The sequence below is a fragment of the Pseudomonas sp. BN102 genome (assembly GCF_029871245.1).
GTDB lineage: Bacteria > Pseudomonadota > Gammaproteobacteria > Pseudomonadales > Pseudomonadaceae > Metapseudomonas.
In genome coordinates this window covers 298,428-315,520 of record NZ_SSON01000073.1, presented here as the reverse complement: position 1 = coordinate 315,520, position 17,093 = coordinate 298,428, and the positions used below count along the sequence as shown (strand labels likewise).

Annotated in this window: 15 protein-coding genes; 12 read left to right on the top strand and 3 right to left on the bottom strand. The window is 67.4% G+C overall.

Annotation, left to right across the window (positions count from 1 at the left end):
• Positions 1-26: 26 nt before the first annotated feature.
• Entirely contained in the window at positions 27-527 is a 501-nt protein-coding gene (locus tag E8F12_RS20840; protein WP_280327076.1) for an O-acetyl-ADP-ribose deacetylase, read from the top strand.
• 134 nt (positions 528-661) lie between these two features.
• On the opposite strand, the gene E8F12_RS20835 is transcribed toward E8F12_RS20840, so the two are convergent.
• Entirely contained in the window at positions 662-2,848 is a 2,187-nt protein-coding gene (locus E8F12_RS20835; RefSeq protein ID WP_280327075.1) for a heavy metal translocating P-type ATPase, read from the bottom strand.
• 75 nt (positions 2,849-2,923) lie between these two features.
• On the opposite strand from E8F12_RS20835, the gene cadR reads away from it, so the two are divergent.
• Positions 2,924-3,391, top strand: coding sequence for a Cd(II)/Pb(II)-responsive transcriptional regulator (cadR, locus tag E8F12_RS20830; RefSeq protein ID WP_280327074.1), 468 nt, complete (start codon positions 2,924-2,926; stop codon positions 3,389-3,391).
• A gap of 27 nt (positions 3,392-3,418) precedes the next feature.
• On the opposite strand, the gene E8F12_RS20825 is transcribed toward cadR, so the two are convergent.
• Positions 3,419-3,763 carry a pilin assembly protein gene (locus tag E8F12_RS20825; protein ID WP_280327073.1) on the bottom strand — a complete coding sequence of 115 codons (345 nt, stop codon included), beginning with the start codon at positions 3,761-3,763 and terminating at the stop codon, positions 3,419-3,421.
• Between the two features lie 201 nt (positions 3,764-3,964).
• Here E8F12_RS20825 and ppc point away from each other — a divergent pair, with 201 nt between their 5' ends.
• From ppc to E8F12_RS20785, 8 genes are all read left to right on the top strand, one after another.
• Positions 3,965-6,601 (top strand): phosphoenolpyruvate carboxylase, encoded by a 2,637-nt coding sequence (ppc, locus tag E8F12_RS20820; RefSeq protein ID WP_280327072.1) that lies wholly within the window; start codon positions 3,965-3,967, stop codon positions 6,599-6,601.
• Between the two features lie 161 nt (positions 6,602-6,762).
• Complete coding sequence (gene adk, locus E8F12_RS20815; protein WP_280327071.1) at positions 6,763-7,410, top strand: adenylate kinase; 648 nt, start codon at positions 6,763-6,765, stop codon at positions 7,408-7,410.
• A gap of 86 nt (positions 7,411-7,496) precedes the next feature.
• Positions 7,497-8,177, top strand: a complete 681-nt coding sequence (gene tsaB / locus E8F12_RS20810; RefSeq protein WP_280327070.1) for a tRNA (adenosine(37)-N6)-threonylcarbamoyltransferase complex dimerization subunit type 1 TsaB — start codon at positions 7,497-7,499, stop codon at positions 8,175-8,177.
• 103 nt (positions 8,178-8,280) lie between these two features.
• Positions 8,281-8,622: a hypothetical protein gene (locus E8F12_RS20805; RefSeq protein ID WP_280327069.1), complete on the top strand. Its 342-nt coding sequence runs from the start codon at positions 8,281-8,283 to the stop codon at positions 8,620-8,622.
• Positions 8,622-9,476 (top strand): DUF72 domain-containing protein, encoded by an 855-nt coding sequence (locus E8F12_RS20800; protein WP_280327068.1) that lies wholly within the window; start codon positions 8,622-8,624, stop codon positions 9,474-9,476. Before E8F12_RS20805 ends, E8F12_RS20800 begins: the two co-directional genes overlap by 1 nt.
• 48 nt (positions 9,477-9,524) lie before the next feature.
• A complete protein-coding gene (locus E8F12_RS20795) occupies positions 9,525-10,352 on the top strand; it encodes an isocitrate lyase/phosphoenolpyruvate mutase family protein (protein WP_280327067.1) in 828 nt (275 codons plus the stop codon).
• A gap of 22 nt (positions 10,353-10,374) precedes the next feature.
• Positions 10,375-11,049, top strand: coding sequence for an extensin family protein (locus E8F12_RS20790; RefSeq protein ID WP_280327112.1), 675 nt, complete (start codon positions 10,375-10,377; stop codon positions 11,047-11,049).
• Between the two features lie 184 nt (positions 11,050-11,233).
• Positions 11,234-12,013, top strand: coding sequence for a class I SAM-dependent methyltransferase (locus E8F12_RS20785; RefSeq protein ID WP_280327066.1), 780 nt, complete (start codon positions 11,234-11,236; stop codon positions 12,011-12,013).
• A 35-nt stretch (positions 12,014-12,048) separates the two neighbouring features.
• Here the strand turns inward: E8F12_RS20785 and E8F12_RS20780 are convergent, their stop codons facing one another.
• Positions 12,049-12,684 carry a TetR/AcrR family transcriptional regulator gene (locus tag E8F12_RS20780; RefSeq protein WP_280327065.1) on the bottom strand — a complete coding sequence of 212 codons (636 nt, stop codon included), beginning with the start codon at positions 12,682-12,684 and terminating at the stop codon, positions 12,049-12,051.
• A 92-nt stretch (positions 12,685-12,776) separates the two neighbouring features.
• Here E8F12_RS20780 and E8F12_RS20775 point away from each other — a divergent pair, with 92 nt between their 5' ends.
• Positions 12,777-13,880, top strand: coding sequence for an efflux RND transporter periplasmic adaptor subunit (locus E8F12_RS20775; RefSeq protein ID WP_280327064.1), 1,104 nt, complete (start codon positions 12,777-12,779; stop codon positions 13,878-13,880).
• Positions 13,881-13,886: 6 nt separating this feature from the next.
• Positions 13,887-17,003 carry an efflux RND transporter permease subunit gene (locus tag E8F12_RS20770; RefSeq protein WP_280327063.1) on the top strand — a complete coding sequence of 1,039 codons (3,117 nt, stop codon included), beginning with the start codon at positions 13,887-13,889 and terminating at the stop codon, positions 17,001-17,003.
• The last annotated feature ends 90 nt before the right edge of the window (positions 17,004-17,093 follow it).

Here is a 17,093-nt window from a genome sequence, read left to right as displayed (position 1 = left end):
AGTTTCCTGGGGTGGAGGTACCTGGCATGGACATTCGAATCTGGCAGGGCGACATCACCACCCTGGAGGTGGACGCCATCGTCAATGCCGCCAACTCCTCGCTGCTCGGCGGCGGTGGAGTGGACGGCGCCATCCACCGCGCCGCCGGCTCGGAACTGCTGGCCCACTGCCGCCCCCTCGGCGGCTGCCCCACGGGCGAGGCGCGCATCACCCCGGGCTTCCGTCTGCCGGCGCGCTTCGTGATCCACACGGTGGGCCCGGTCTGGCACGGCGGCAACCATCGCGAACCCGAACTGCTCGCCAGCTGCTACCGCAAAAGCTTGGCCTTGGCTGAAGCTGAAGGGCTGGTAAGCATCGCCTTTCCGGCCATCAGCTGCGGGGTGTACGGGTATCCGTTGGACGCGGCGGCGCGAATCGCTGTGGAAGAACTCAGGCGACCAAGGCCGGCGGGCAGCAGCTTGCGTGAGGCGCTGTTGGTGGCCTTTGGGGAGGAGATGGTTAAGGTTTACCGCAACGTATTGGGCTAGTCGGCCCGTAGGTTGGTGCTTCGCGTTGCTCAGCCCAACCTACCTGGTACGGACGGCCCCCCGGCACGGACAGCCCCCTCTCCCACTTGTGGGAGAGGGTTGGGGAGAGGGAAAGCGGGGTACGCGAGTCGCCATCACTGCAACGACTTCGCCGACAACAAGCGCAACCCATTGAACACCACCAGCAAGCTGGCCCCCATATCGGCGAACACTGCCATCCACAGGGTGCCTTGACCCATCAGGGTCAGCGCCAGGAACACCGCCTTGATCCCCAAGGCCAGGCTGATGTTCTGCATCAGCACGGCATGGGTGCGGCGCGACAGGCGGATGAATTGCGGCAGCTTGCGCAGGTCGTCGTCCATCAGCGCCACACCGGCGGTTTCGATGGCGGTATCGGAGCCGGCGGCGCCCATGGCGAAGCCGATATCGGCGCGGGCCAGGGCCGGGGCATCGTTGATGCCGTCGCCGACCATGCCCACGGCAGCGCTGCCGGCCCGGCGCCGGACGATATCCGCCAGCTTGTCCTCCGGCAGCAGGTTGCCGCGCGCCTCGTCGATACCCACCTGGGCAGCGATGGCCTGCACCGTGTGGGGATTGTCGCCGCTCAGCATCAGGGTCTTCACCCCGAGGTCGTGGAGCTGGAGGACTGCTTCACGGCTGCTGTCGCGCACCGTATCGGCTACGGCGAACAGGGCCAGCACCGCGCTTTCCCCGCACAGGGCCACCACTGTCTTGCCCTGGGCTTCCAGGGTGTCCAGGCGGGCTTCCAGCGCCGATGAGCAGAGTCCCAGCTCCTCGATCAGCCGGTGATTGCCCAGGTGGTAATTACGGCCCTCGATCAGGCCGGTGACACCTCGGCCGGGCAGGGCGGCCAGGCGATCCACGGCGTAGAGGGCGATGCCCTCGGCTTCGGCGGCGCGGGCCACGGCCTGGGACACCGGATGGTCCGAGCGGGCCGCCAGGCTGGCGGCCAGAGCACGGGCATCACGCTCATCCGCCTGCAGCAGCTCGACGTCGGTCTGCTGCGGACGGCCCTCGGTCAGTGTGCCGGTCTTGTCCAGCGCCACCCAGGCCAGCTTGCGGCCGAGTTCGAGGAAGACCCCGCCCTTGATCAGGATGCCGCCGCGGGCCGCCGCCGCCAGGCCGCTGACGATGGTCACCGGGGTGGAGATCACCAGGGCGCAGGGGCAGGCGATCACCAGCAGCACCAGGGCACGGTACAGCCAGTCCAGCCAGGCGCCGTCGAACAGAAGGGGCGGCAGCAGGGCGGTGAACACGGCGATCAGGATCACCACCGGCGTGTAGATGCGCGAGAACTGGTCGACGAAGCGCTGTGTGGGTGCCCGCGAGCCCTGGGCCGCCTCCACCGCGTGGATGATGCGCGCCAGGGTGCTGTCGCCGGCCGCGCGGGTGGCGCGGTACTCCAGCTCGCCTTCACCGTTGATGGTACCGGCGAAGAGCGGGTCGCCCGGGTCCTTCTCCACCGGCAGGCTTTCGCCGGTGATGGGCGCCTGGTTGACGCTGGAGCTGCCGTTCAGTAGTTCGCCATCCAGGGCGATACGCTCGCCGGGGCGTACCCGTACGCGGGTGCCGGGTTGCACCTGGCGGGCCGGACGTTCTTGCCACTGGCCGTCCTCGAACACCGTGGCCTGTTCGGGGGCCAGCTGCAGCAGGCCGCGTATGGCGTCCCGCGCCCGTTCCAGGGAGCGCGCCTCGATCAGCTCGGCAATGGCGAAAAGCACGCTGACCATGGCCGCTTCCGGCCACTGGCCGATCAGCAGGGCGCCGGTAACGGCGATGCTCATTAGCGCGTTGATGTTCAGGTTGCGGTTCTTCAGGGCGATCCAGCCCTTGCGGTAGGTGGGCAGTCCGGCGCCGAGGATGGCCAGTATCGCCAGGCCGGCGACCAGCCATCCGGGTGCGAGCTCGAACCATTCGCAGGCTTCCGCTGCCAGCGCGGCGAGGCCGGCCAGGGCCAGCGGCCACCAGGGTTTCTTCACGTCGGCCGGCGCGCTTGCCGGGGCACCTTCGGCCAGGGGCACGGCCTGCATACCCAGGCCTTCGATCAGGCGCTGCAGCGGCTCCAGGTCGTCGAAGCGGTGGCGTACTCGCAGCAGGCGCTGCATGAGGTTGAATTCCAGGGCCTCGATGGCCGGGACCTTGCCCAGCGCATCACGGATCAGGCGTTCCTCGGTAGGGCAGTCCATGGCGTCGATGCGCAGGCTGCTCCAGCGCGGCTCGGCGGTGGCGGCGACGCCCGCAAGGTCCGGCGCGGCGGACCGGGGCGCGTGGTCATGGTCGTGGCAGCAATGGTGGCTCATGGGTCAATTCCTGTTTGACGCTTCGAGCTGCATTGCACACCCTGTAGCAACTACAGAGTCAAGGGGAGTCTGGCAATGAAGATCGGCGAACTCGCCACACTCACCGGTTGCCCGGTGGAAACCATCCGCTACTACGAACGCGAAGGCCTGCTGCCCGCGCCCTCGCGCAGCACGGGCAACTACCGGCAATACGATGCGGCCCATGTGGAGCGGCTGTCCTTCATCCGTCACTGCCGCTCGCTGGACATGACCCAGGAAGAGATCCGCGCCCTGCTGGCCCTGCGTGACCGCCCCGAGGCCGATTGCGGCACCGCCAACCGGCTGATCGAGGAGCACCTGCACCATGTGGAGGTGCGCATCGCCGAGTTGCAGTCCCTGCGCAGCCAGCTCCAGGACCTGCGCGCCCAGTGCAGCGGCGAGGGCGCCAGCGAGGCCTGCGGCATCCTCCGCGAGCTGCAGCAGCCGGGGCCGCCGCCGGTGGCCAGCGAAGAGTGCGCGCATGCAGGGCATCTGCACGTACCGGGTGTGCATCGGCGGGGGTGAGCCGGCAAGGCGCTCCCAGCGCCTGTTTCAGTGGTTGGTGCTATCGCGCTGGTCGCTCAGTTGCTGCAGGTAACGGCGCGAAAGGGCAAGGAAACGCGGCGTCGGGCCTATGTCCTCATAGAGTGGATCGCCCTGCTCATCGGTGGCGACCACCTGGCTGCCCTTGACGTAGGGGAAGCTGGCTTCCAACTCCTCCAGGGCGGCACCGACCAGCTCGCCAATCAGTTCCTCGACGCTGCGCTTGGGATACATCTCGGCCAGGGCGGCGAGACGGGCGGCGGACTCCAGGTCCAGGTGAATGCTGTACTCGCTCCGGGTCAGGCGACCCTTGGCGTTCTGCTCCCAATGGCGGACCAATTCTCGGATCTTCATAGACACCTCATCCTCTTCCCACAGGGTGGTGGGCGGTCTTGAGTCCCGGCCGATCTCTGCCGTCCGGGCGCCGTCGCGGGTAGTGGCGGCTATCTTCAGCCTAGCTCGCGGACGGGCTCGAAAGAGCCATTCGTCGCACCCTTGTATCTGGATGGCGCTCTGGGCAATCTGGAGGTCGAATCCAGTGACGGAGAGACGGAAATGGCCGAAATCGACGCGCGCCTGCGCGAGGATGTCCACCTGCTCGGCGAGTTGCTCGGCGACACCATCCGCACCCAGCTGGGCGAGGCCTTCCTCGACAAGATCGAGCGCATCCGCAAGGGCGCCAAGGCCGCGCGCCAGGGCTCGGCCCAGGGCGAGCGCCAGCTCAATGAGACCCTCGACGGGCTCAGCGATGACGAACTGCTGCCGGTGGCCCGCGCCTTCAACCAGTTCCTCAACCTGGCCAATATCGCCGAGCAGTACCACCGCATCCGCCGGCGCGGCCCCGTGGAGCCCAAGCCGTTCGAAGACCGCGTGCTCGGTGACTTGCTGCAGCGCCTGCTCGCCGCCGGCCACGGCCCGGAGCAACTGGCCCGGCAGTTGGGACGCCTGGATATCGAACTGGTGCTGACCGCCCACCCTACCGAAGTGGCGCGCCGCACCCTGATCCAGAAATACGATGCCATCGCCGCGCAGTTGGCTGCCCAGGATCACAGCGACCTGAGCGATGTTGAACGCGCGCGGGTACGCCAGCGCCTGCTGCGGCTGATCGCCGAGGCCTGGCACACCGAGGAGATCCGCCGCAGCCGACCAAGCCCGGTGGACGAAGCCAAATGGGGCTTCGCGGTGATCGAGCACTCTCTCTGGCAGGCCCTGCCCAATGTGCTGCGCCACGTCGACGAGGTTCTGCACGCGGCCACCGGCCTGCGCCTGCCCTTGACCGCCGCGCCGCTGCGCTTCGCCTCCTGGATGGGCGGCGACCGCGACGGCAACCCCAATGTCACCGCAGCCGTCAGCCGCCAGGTGCTGCTACTGGCGCGCTGGATGGCCGCCGATCTTTATCTGCGCGATGTCGACCACCTGGCCGCCGAGCTATCCATGCAACAGGCCAGCAGCGAGCTGCGGGTGCGCGTGGGGGTCCATCCCGAGCCCTATCGCGCCGTGCTCAAGCAACTGCGCGAGCGCCTGCGCGCCACCCGTGCCTGGGCCGAGGCGGCGCTGGATGGGGACGTGGCTCCGGGCCCGGAAGTGCTTCACGACAACGCCCAGCTGCTGGAACCCCTGGAACTCTGCTTCCACTCGCTGCACGCCTGCGGCATGGGCGTGATCGCCGACGGCGCGCTGCTCGACTGCCTGCGCCGTGCGGCCTGCTTCGGCCTGTTCCTGGTGCGCCTGGACATCCGTCAGGATGCCGGCCGTCACGCCGCCGCCCTGGACGAGATCACCGACTACCTGGGCCTGGGCCATTACTCCGAGTGGGACGAGGACGACCGCCTGGCCTTTCTCCAGCGCGAACTGGACAACCGCCGGCCGTTGCTGCCACCGCATCACCGGCCCTCGGCCGATACCGCCGAAGTGCTCGCCACCTGCCGGGTGGTGGCCAACGCCCCGGCGGCCTCCCTCGGCTCCTATGTGATTTCCATGGCCGGTGCGCCTTCGGATGTGCTGGCGGTGCAACTGCTGCTCAAGGAGGCCGGGTTGCAACGGCCGATCCGCGTGGTGCCACTTTTTGAAACCCTGGCTGACCTGGACAACGCCGCGCCGGCTATCGACCGCCTGCTCGGCCTGCCCGGCTACCGCGCGCGGTTGCACGGTCCGCAGGAAGTGATGATCGGCTATTCCGACTCGGCCAAGGACGCCGGAACCGTGGCCGCCGCCTGGGCCCAGTACCGCGCCCAGGAGCGGCTGGTGGAGGTTTGTCGCCAGCACCAGGTGGAGTTGCTGCTGTTCCACGGTCGCGGTGGCACCGTCGGTCGCGGCGGCGGTCCGGCCCATGCGGCCATCCTGTCGCAACCGCCGGGATCGGTGGCAGGACGTTTCCGCACCACCGAGCAGGGCGAGATGATCCGTTTCAAGTTCGGTCTGCCCGGCATCGCCGAACAGAACCTCAACACCTACCTGTCCGCCGTGCTCGAAGCCACCCTGCAGCCGCCGCCTGAGCCGGAACCGGCCTGGCGCGCGGCTATGGACCGGCTCGCCGCCGATGGCGTGACCGCCTATCGCGCCGTGGCGCGCGAACACCCGCAGTTCGTCGACTACTTCCGCCAGGCCACCCCCGAACAGGAACTGGGCCGCCTGCCCCTGGGCAGCCGTCCGGCCAAGCGCCGCGCGGGCGGGGTGGAAAGCCTGCGGGCGATCCCCTGGATCTTCGCCTGGACCCAGACCCGGCTGATGCTGCCGGCCTGGCTGGGCTGGGAAGCGGCCCTGGCCAACGCCCAGCAGCGTGGCGACGGCCAGCTGCTGGCGCGGATGCGCGAGCGCTGGCCGTTCTTCGCCACACGCATCGACATGCTGGAGATGGTGCTGGCAAAGGCTGACGTCGCCATTGCCGAGCTGTACGACGAAAGACTGGTGGCCGCGGAGCTGAAATCACTGGGTGCGCAGTTGCGCGACCTATTGTCGCAGGCCTGTACTTCCGTGCTGGCTTTGACCGGCCAGTCGGAGCTGCTGGCACAGAGTCCGGAGACCCGTGAGGCCATCAGTGTGCGCAACACCTACCTGGACCCGCTGCACCTGCTCCAGGCCGAGCTCCTGGCGCGTTCCAGACGCTGCGAACAGCATGTCGAAGGCCCTCTGGAACAGGCGCTTCTGGTCAGCGTCGCGGGCATCGCGGCGGGCCTGCGGAACACCGGTTGAGGCCCGTTTTCCTCCGACTTCCGGCGTCTTGTGCGCTATAGGGGCGCTGTGTATCTTGAACGTCCTTTTGGCCCGACAGCGACGCCGAAAACCTATTCTGAGATTGGCCCCATGAGGCGAATCCGATCGAATCGAAAACAAAATCTTTGAGGAGCACATCGATGCGCGTGATTCTGCTGGGGGCCCCTGGTGCCGGCAAAGGTACCCAAGCCGGTTTCATCACCAAGAAATTCGGCATTCCGCAAATTTCCACCGGCGACATGCTGCGCGCAGCGGTCAAGGCCGGTACCGAGCTGGGCCTGAAGGCCAAGAGCGTGATGGACGCCGGTGGCCTGGTCTCCGACGACCTGATCATCAACCTGGTCAAGGAGCGCATCGCCCAGCCCGATTGCGCCAATGGCTTCCTCTTCGACGGTTTCCCGCGCACCATCCCCCAGGCTGAAGCCCTGAAGGACGCGGGCGTGACCATCGACCACGTGGTCGAGATCGCCGTGGACGACGAGGAAATCGTCAGCCGCATCGCCGGCCGCCGTGTGCACCCGGCTTCCGGCCGCGTCTACCACACCGAGCACAACCCGCCGAAGGTCGCCGGCAAGGACGACGAAACCGGCGAAGACCTGATCCAGCGCGACGACGACAAGGAAGAGACCGTGCGTCATCGCCTGTCCGTGTACCACTCGCAGACCAAGCCGCTGGTAGATTTCTACCAGAAGCTCTCGGCCGCCGAAGGCACTCCGAAGTACAGCGCCATCGCCGGCGTTGGCTCGGTGGAAGAGATCACCGGCAAGGTACTGGCCGCCCTCAGCTGAGACGCAGCCCGAACCTGATCAACGGCCCGCTTGCGGGCCGTTGGCGTTTATAATGCCCGCCTTTTTTCCTGCGCCTGGACTTCTCGATGACCACTCTGCTGGCCCTGGATACCGCCACCGAAGCCTGCTCCGTCGCCCTGCTGCATGACGGCAAGGTGCTCAGCCACTACGAGGTGATCCCGCGGCTGCACGCCCAGCGCCTGCTGCCGATGATCCAGGCGTTGCTGGCCGAGGCCGGGGTGCCCCTGACGGCGGTCGACGCCATCGCCTTCGGCCGTGGCCCGGGCGCCTTCACCGGGGTGCGCATCGCCATTGGCGTGGTCCAGGGCCTGGCCTTCGCCCTGGATTGCCCGGTGCTGCCGGTCTCCGACCTGGCCGTACTGGCCCAGCGCGCCCACCGCGAGCAGGGCGTCAGCCAGGTGGCCGCGGCCATCGATGCGCGCATGGACGAGGTCTACTGGGGCTGCTATCGCCTGGAAGCCGGCGAAATGCGCCTGGCCGGGGCGGAAGCCGTGCTGCCACCGGAACGGGCAGCGCTTCCGCGTGATGCCAGCGGTGACTGGTACGGCGCCGGTACCGGTTGGGGCACCTTCGCGGCGCGGATTCCGTTCCAGCCCAGTGGCCAGTCGCCGGCCTTGCTCCCCCACGCCGAAGACCTGCTGACCCTGGCCCGGTTCGCTTGGGCGCGGGGAGAAGGCGTGCCTGCCGATCAGGCGCAGCCGGTCTACCTGCGCGACAACGTCGCCACCCCGAAGGCGCCGAAGTAGAATGGCCCGAGCGGCCCCATGCCCCGGATTGCCAAGGCGGGGCAGGGCGGCTAGAGTCCATCTGCACTAGTTTCGAAACGCCAGCATTGCCGAGCAGTAACTGATGCGCATCGATGGTTTCACCTCTTCCTATCCGCTGGAGCGCAGCCCCCGCCAGGGCAGTGCGGTCACGCCTTTCCGCGAGGTGCAGCGCGAAGAGGAGGCCCGCCGCGAGCAACCGGCTACGCCCGCCTCGAGCCAGGGTTACGAACAGGCCGCCCAGCCGCGCCGCGTACAGGCCGGCAATGCACCGGGAGAGAGCCTGCCGGCACGTCCCCAAGACCTGATCCAGCAGCACAACATCAGCAATCGCGCGGCCCAGGCCATCGCCAGCTACGCCAGCACCGCCCGCTTCGCCGTCGAACCCGACGCCCCCGAAGTTCTCGGCCTCGACCTCTACGCCTGATGCTGCCTTACCACCTGGGCTGCCCGTCCTGGAACGAGCCGGCCTGGCGCGGGACTTTCTACCCCGCCGACGTTCGTCCCGCCGATACCCTGGGGCACTACTGCCAGGTGTTCAATGCTGTGGAAGGCAACACCACCTTCTATGCGCGGCCCTCCACCGAGACCCTGCAGCGCTGGGCACAGACCATGCCGGAGCGCTTCCGCTTCTGCGCCAAGCTGCCCCGGGATATCAGCCATGAAGGCGACCTGCGCGACCAGTTCGCCGCCACCGAAGAATTCCTTCGTTTGCTGGCGCCCCTGGGACGACGCCTGGCGCCGCTCTGGCTGCAGCTGCCGGCGGCCTTCGGGCCTGCCCGGCTAGGCGAACTGGCGGCCTGGCTGGACGAGTTCAGCCAGCAGAGCGTGGCGGTGGAAGTGCGCAACCCGGCCTTTTTCGACAAGGGCGATGCCGAGCGGCTGTTGAACCGGCTGCTGCATGAGCGCGGTGTGGAACGCATCTGCCTGGACTCGCGGGCACTGTTCAGTTGCCGCTCCCGGGACCCCGCCGTGCTCCACGCGCAGTCGAAGAAACCGCGGGTGCCGGTGCGGCCCACCGCGTTCAGCGCCAGTCCGCAGCTGCGCTTCATCGGCGGGCCGGACCTGGACGCCAACCAGCCTTTCCTCGAGCCCTGGCTGGGCAAGGTGGCCGGCTGGATCGAAGCAGGCCTCACGCCGAACGTCTTCCTGCACACCCCGGACAACCACCTGGCCGCCGCCCAGGCCCTGCGCTTCCACGCCGCCCTGGCCGAACGCCTGCCCGGCTTGCCGGCGCTGGACCTGCCTGCGCCGCCCGCCGAACAACTCGGCCTGCTCTGAGGCTTGGGCTAGGCTATTCGTTCTATCCCGATCTTCCGGAGCCTGCCCATGACCACTCAAGCGCAACGCGGGGAAGCCTTCGCCGCCCTGCACCGCACCCCCGGACTGTTCGTCCTGCCCAACCCCTGGGATGCCGGCTCCGCGAAGATGCTCGCCCACTTGGGCTTCGTTGCCCTGGCCACCACCAGCGCCGGCCTGGCGTTTGCCCTTGGCCGCCGCGATGCCGAAGGCAATGTCAGCCGTGACGAGGCCCTGGCCAATGCCCGCGCCATTGTCGAGGCGACGCCCCTGCCGGTGGTGGCGGACCTGGAGAACGGCTATGGCGATCGCCCCGAGGACTGCGCGGCGACCATCCAGGCGGCGGCCGAGGCCGGGCTGGTGGGTGGTTCGATCGAAGACGCCAGTGGCCGGGAGCAGGAGCCCATCTACCCGCTGGAATTGGCGGTGGAGCGCATCCGCGCGGCGGTGGAAGCCGCCCGCGGCCTCGGCTTCCCCTTCACCCTGGCGGCGCGGGCGGAGAACTTCCTCCATGGCCGCCCCGACCTGGACGACACCCTGCGCCGCCTGGTCGCCTATGCCGAGGCGGGGGCGGATGTGCTCTACGCGCCGGGCCTGACCACCCGTGCACAGATCAGCGAAGTGGTGCGAGCCGTGGCCCCGCGGCCGGTGAACGTGCTGGTCGGCTCGTCGAGCCTGAAGCTGAGCCTGGAAGAACTGGCGGAACTCGGGGTCAAGCGCGTCAGCGTCGGCTCCAACCTGGCGCGGGTGGCCTATGGCGCCTTCTTCCACGTGGCGGAGGAGTTGCACCAGGGCAATCTGGCTGCTATGGGCCAGGCGATGCCCTTCGACCGCATCAACGATTTGTTCAGGTCCTGAGCCGACCTTGCGCCGCCTGCCGATGTACATCGCGGCATTGGCGGTGCTGGTGGCGCCGCCCCTGGATCAGGGCTGGTCGCTGCAACTGCCGCCGCGCTGGAGTCCCTGGGCGCCTCTGGATGTGCGGGAGGCGCCGAACCTGGTCACCTCCATCAAGCTGTGGCGTCTGCAGGATGACCCCGAACTCTGTCGCCTGGCCCTGGCCAGCTCTCCATTGAAGTACACGAGAGTGCCGGACGGTGCGCCGGCCGCCGGCTGCCCCCTGGAAAACTCGGTGCGTATCAGCGCCTCCGATCTCGCCTTCAGCAGCAGCTTCATCGCCAGCTGCGAGCTGGCGGTGGCCTTCGCATTGTTCGAGCGGCACGGCCTGCAGCCCGCCGCACAACAGGTGTTCGGCCAGCGGGTGGCGCGCATCGAGCACCTGGGCAGCTTCGCCTGCCGCAATATCGGCGGCGGCCAGCGCCGCAGCCAGCATGCTTCGGCCAATGCGCTGGACATCTCCGGTTTCCGCCTGGCTGATGGCCGGCGCATCACGCTGGCACGGGACTGGGACGGGAAGGGTGACGAAGCGCGCTTCCTGCGGGAGGTGCGCGACGCCGCCTGCGAGCATTTCAATGCCACCCTGGGGCCCGACTACAACGTGGCCCACCGCGACCATTTCCATCTGGACATGGGGCTGTTCCGCATGTGCCGCTGATTTACCTATGGCACTGTCCGTAGGTTGGTGCAGAGCCGAAGGCGAAGCCCGACAACGAATCCGTGCCGGGAATCGTTGGGCTTCGCTGCGCTCAGCGCCAACCTACCAGTCGGGGCGACGGCGGGACGCTGGACTCCGGCTCTGGCAGAATGCGCGGGTTTTTTCCGGTCAGGCGTGTGTGTCCATGAGTGAAGAATCTGTCAGGGTGAGGGCCGAGGCCCTGGAGCCGGCCTTTACCGAGGCGCTGGGGGGCTGGGCCGCGCGCCTGGGGCTGGCACGCGAAGGCGAGGCAGATTTCGCCCTGCAGCTGGGCAGCGAAGGCCTGCAGCTGCTGCAACTGGGCCCTGACTCGCCTGGGCCAGTGCGGGTGGATTTCGTCGAGGGCGCAGCCGCGCACCGGCGCAAATTCGGCGGCGGCAGCGGGCAGATGATCGCCAAGGCGGTGGGCGTGCAGCCCGGCGTTCGCCCCCGGGTTCTGGACGCCACCGCGGGTCTGGGGCGTGACGCTTACGTGTTGGCTACCCTGGGTTGCGAGATGACCCTGATCGAGCGCCAGCCCCTGATCGCCGCGCTGCTGGAGGATGGCTTGGCCCGTGCCGCCCGGGACCTGGAAACCGCCGCCATCGCCGCGCGCATGCACCTGCTGCAGGGCAATGCCATCGAGCTGATGCGTAACTGGCAGGGCGAGGCGCCCCAGGTGATCTACCTCGACCCGATGTTCCCGCACCGCGACAAGAGCGCCCTGGTGAAGAAGGAAATGCGCCTGTTCCGTCCCTTGGTGGGCGACGACCAGGACGCCCCGGCGCTGCTGGAGGCCGCCCTGGCCCTGGCCAGCCACCGGGTCGTGGTCAAGCGCCCGCGCAAGGCGCCGATCATCGAAGGCGCCAAGCCGGGTTATGCGCTGGAAGGCAAGTCCAGCCGTTATGACATCTATCCGAAGAAGAAGCTGGAAGCCAAGGGCTAGAAGCTGAAAGCCTGGTGTCCTGCTTCAGGCTGCCTTCAAGGCGCATAGGCCCTGACGAACAGCTCCACCACCTCGCGCACATGCCGCTCGGCATCCTCACCATCCAGGGGGGGGGTGTAGCCGATCAACAGGCGGAAGTTGTGTCCGCCCTTGATCAGACAGAAGAAGTGCTCGGCGGCATTCACCGGCTCCTCGATGCGCAGCTTGCCGGCCTGTTTGGCCTGGCTCAGCAGCCCGGTCATTTCCCGTAGCACCTGCAGGGGGCCGGCCTCGTAGAACATCCGCGCCAGCTTCGGATTCTGGCTGGCCGCCGCCACCATCACGCGGTGGAGTTCCACCGACTCGCGGCTGTTGATCAACTCATGGAAGCTGCGGCCGATGTTCAGCAGCACGCTCTCGATGCTGGCATCCGCCGGCAGGTCGAACAGCAGTTCCGGCAGTTGCTCCTCGCATTTGGCCTTCACCGCGGCGGAGAACAGCGTCTCCTTGTCGGTGAAATGGCTGTACACGGTCAGTTTGGACACTCCGGCCTCGGCGGCGATGGCGTCCATGCTGCTGCCGTCGTAGCCGTTTCTCAGGAAGAGATTCTTGGCGGCTTCGAGAATCGCCTTTCGCTTCGCTGGGTCTTTTGGGCGGCCCGGGCCGCTGGTCGGAAATGAAATGTCAGACATTTGTTTGTAAATACTGGACTGGTGAGTTTGCTATTTTTACTATACCCAGCAGTATAAATATTCCAACCGCTCTTCGCGAAAGGTCATTCATCATGTTTCGCCATGCCTTGTCCCTCGCTCTGCCACTTTCCGTCTCCCTGCTGATCACGGCCTGCGGCAATGGCGAACCCGTGCAACAGGCGGTGCGGCCGGCGATGGTGGTGCAGCCGCAGCCGGCCGCCGACGCGGTGGATACCTTCCCGGGCGAGGTGCGGGCGCGCTACGAGCCGGAACTGGCCTTCCGCATCGGCGGCAAGGTGACCAGGCGTCTGGTGGAAATAGGTGCGCGGGTGAAGAAGGACCAGTCCCTGGCGGAATTGGACCCGCAGGACGTGCGCCTGCAGCTGGAGGCCAGCCGCGCCCAGGTGGCGGCGGCCGAGGCCAATCTCAAGCTGGTGCGCGCCGAGCGTGATCGCTACCGCACGCTGCTGGATCGCCAGATGATCAGCCGCTCCCAGTACGACAACGTGGAAAACCAGTACCGCGCCGGCGAGGCGCGGGTGAAACAGATCAAGGCTGAATTCAACGTCGCCAGCAACCAGGCCGCCTATTCGGTGGTGCGCGCGCCCCAGGACGGCGTGATCGCCAGCCGTCGTGTCGAGGTGGGGCAGGTGGTGGCCGCCGGCCAGACCGTCTTCACCCTGGCTGCGGACGGCGAACGCGAGGTGCTGATCAGCCTGCCCGAGCACGGTTTCGATCGCATAAAGGTTGGGCAGGAGGTGGCGGTGGAGCTCTGGTCGCTGCCGGGACAGCGCTTCCCCGCGCGCATCCGCGAACTGGCGCCGGCCGCCGATGCGCAATCGCGTACCTTCGCCGCGCGGGTTGCCTTCGCCGACGGCAAGGTGCCGGCGGAACTGGGCCAGAGCGCCCGCGTATTCATCCGCAACAACGGCGCGGTGCCACTGTCGGTGCCGCTCTCGGCGTTGACCGCCGAGGCCGGCCAGCCCTATGTCTGGGTGGTGGATCCCAAGGATTCCACACTCAAGCGCCGCCCCGTGCGGGTCGGCCCCTACGGCGAGGACCGGGTGCCGGTGCTCGAAGGCCTGAAACCCGAGGACTGGGTGGTGGCCGCCGGCGTGCAGGTGCTGCGCGAGGGCCAGCAGGTGCGCCCCGTGGACCGCGGCAACCGCTCGGTGAAGCTGGTGGCCAAGGAGTAAGCTGCCGTGAACTTCAACCTCTCCGCCTGGGCGCTGCAGAACCGCCAGATCGTCCTCTACATCATGCTGCTGCTGGGCATTGTCGGGGCCATTTCCTATACCAAGCTGGGGCAGAGCGAAGATCCGCCCTTCACCTTCAAGGCCATGGTAGTGCGCACCAACTGGCCGGGGGCGAGCGCCGAGGAAGTGGCCCGCCAGGTCACCGAACGCATCGAGAAGAAGCTGATGGAGACCGGCGAGTACGACCGGATCGTCTCCTTCTCGCGCCCCGGTGAGTCCCAGGTGACCTTCATCGCCCGCGACTCCATGCACTCCGAAGAGATTCCCGAGCTCTGGTACCAGGTACGCAAGAAGATCGGCGACATCCGCCATACCTTGCCGCCGGGCATCCAGGGACCCTTCTTCAACGACGAGTTCGGCACCACCTTCGGCAACATCTACGCGCTGACCGGCGAAGGCTTCGACTACGCCGTGCTCAAGGACTACGCCGACCGCATCCAGCTGCAGCTGCAGCGGGTCAAGGACGTGAGCAAGGTGGAGCTGCTCGGCCTGCAGGACGAGAAGATCTGGATCGAGCTTTCCAACGTCAAGCTGGCCACCCTGGGCCTGCCCCTGGCCGCTGTGCAGCAGGCCCTGGAAGAGCAGAACGCGGTGGCTAGCGCGGGCTTCTTCGAGACCTCCAGCGACCGCGTGCAACTGCGGGTGTCCGGCCGTTTCGACTCGGTGAAGGAAATCCGCGACTTCCCCATCCGCGTGGGTGACCGCACCTTCCGTATCGGTGACGTGGCCGACGTGCGCCGTGGCTTCAACGACCCGCCGGCGCCGCGCATGCGTTTCATGGGCGAGGACGCCATCGGCCTGGCGGTATCCATGAAGGCTGGCGGTGACATCCTCATCCTCGGCCAGGCGCTGGAGACCGAGTTCGCCCGCCTGCAGCAGAACCTGCCGGTCGGCATGCAGCTGCGCAAGGTGTCCGACCAGCCGGCGGCGGTGAAGACCGGGGTAGGGGAGTTCGTTCGCGTGCTCACCGAGGCCCTGGTCATCGTGCTGCTGGTGAGCTTCTTCTCCCTGGGCCTGCGCACCGGCCTGGTGGTGGCGCTGTCCATCCCGCTGGTGCTGGCCATGACTTTCGCGGTGATGTACTACCTCGGCATCGGCCTGCACAAGATTTCCCTCGGCGCCCTGGTGCTGGCGCTAGGTCTCCTGGTGGACGACGCGATCATCGCGGTGGAGATGATGGCGATCAAGATGGAACAGGGCTACGACCGCCTCAAGGCGGCCAGCTACGCCTGGAGCAGCACGGCCTTTCCCATGCTTACCGGTACCCTGATTACCGCTGCCGGCTTCCTGCCCATCGCCACCGCGCAATCGGGCACCGGCGAATACACCCGCTCGATCTTCCAGGTCGTCACCATCGCCCTGGTGGTGTCCTGGATAGCCGCGGTGGTGTTCGTGCCTTACCTGGGCGACCGCCTGCTGCCCGACCTGGCCAAGCTGCACGCGAGGAAGCATGGCGGCAGCGACAAGGGCCATGACCCTTACTCGACGCCCTTCTACCAGCGCGTCCGGCGGGTGGTGGAGTGGTGCGTGCGGCGGCGCAAGACGGTGATCCTGCTGACCCTGGTGGCCTTCGTCGGCTCCATCGCCCTGTTCCGCTTCGTGCCCCAGCAGTTCTTCCCGGCCTCCGGGCGCCTGGAGCTGATGGTGGACCTCAAGCTCAACGAGGGTGCTTCCCTCAGCAACACCGAATCCGACGTCAAGCGTCTGGAGGCGATGCTGCGCGACCATCCGGCTGTGGATAGCTACGTGGCTTATGTCGGCACCGGTTCGCCGCGCTTCTACCTGCCGCTGGACCAGCAATTGCCGGCGGCCAGCTTTGCCCAATTCGTGGTGTTGGCCAGATCCATCGAGGCCCGCGAGGAAATCCGCAGCTGGCTGATCCAGACGCTGAACGACGATTTCCCCACCCTGCGCAGCCGCATCTCGCGCCTGGAGAACGGCCCGCCGGTAGGCTACCCGGTGCAGTTCCGGGTCTCTGGCGAGCATATCGACGAAGTCCGCGCCCTGGCCCGCCAAGTGGCCGACAAGGTCCGCGAGAACCCCCATGTGGTGAACGTGCACCTGGACTGGGAAGAACCGAGCAAGGTGGTGCGGCTGAACGTCGACCAGGACCGCGCCCGCGCCATGGGCGTGAGCACCGCCGACCTGTCGCGTTTCCTGCAGAGCTCGCTGACCGGTGCGCCGGTAAGCCAGTACCGCGAGGACAACGAACTGATCGAGATCCTCCTGCGCGGCACCGTGCGCGAGCGCCAGGAACTGGCCCTGCTGCCGAGCCTGGCGGTGCCCACCGACAATGGTCGCAGCGTGCCGCTGTCGCAGATTGCCACCCTGGAGTACGGCTTCGAGGAAGGCGTCATCTGGCATCGCAACCGCCTGCCGACGGTCACCGTGCGCGCTGATATCTACGACAAATCGCTGCCGGCCAGCCTGGTCAAGGACATCTCGCCGACCCTGGACCCGATCCGCGCCGAGCTGCCCGATGGCTACCTGCTGGAAGTGGGCGGCACGGTTGAGGATTCGGCCCGCGGGCAGAAGTCGGTGAACGCTGGCATGCCGTTGTTCATCGTCGTCGTGCTGACCCTGCTGATGCTGCAGCTGAAGAGCTTCTCGCGTTCGGCCATGGTGTTCATCACCGCGCCCCTGGGGCTGATCGGCGTGACCCTGTTCCTCCTGGTATTCCGCCAGCCCTTCGGTTTCGTCGCCATGCTCGGCACCATCGCCCTGGCGGGCATGATCATGCGCAACTCGGTGATACTGGTCGACCAGATCGAGCAGGACATCGCCGCCGGCCTGGACCGTTGGCACGCCATCATCGAAGCCACGGTGCGGCGCTTCCGGCCGATAGTGCTCACCGCCCTGGCGGCGGTACTGGCGATGATTCCGCTATCGCGCAGCGTGTTCTTCGGACCCATGGCCGTGGCCATCATGGGCGGCCTGATAGTCGCCACCGCGCTGACCCTGCTGTTCCTGCCGGCGCTCTATGCGGCCTGGTTCCGGGTCAAGCCGGTGGAGGCGCGGCAGGCCCAGACGGCGTTGGCGCCAGACGCCCAGCCCAGCCACTGAGCAAAAGGGCCCCTTCGGGGGCCTTTTGTTTTGGGCTTCTTGGAGGTTTGGACTCAGGCAACTTATGAGGTGCGGCCGGCTGAAGTCCGT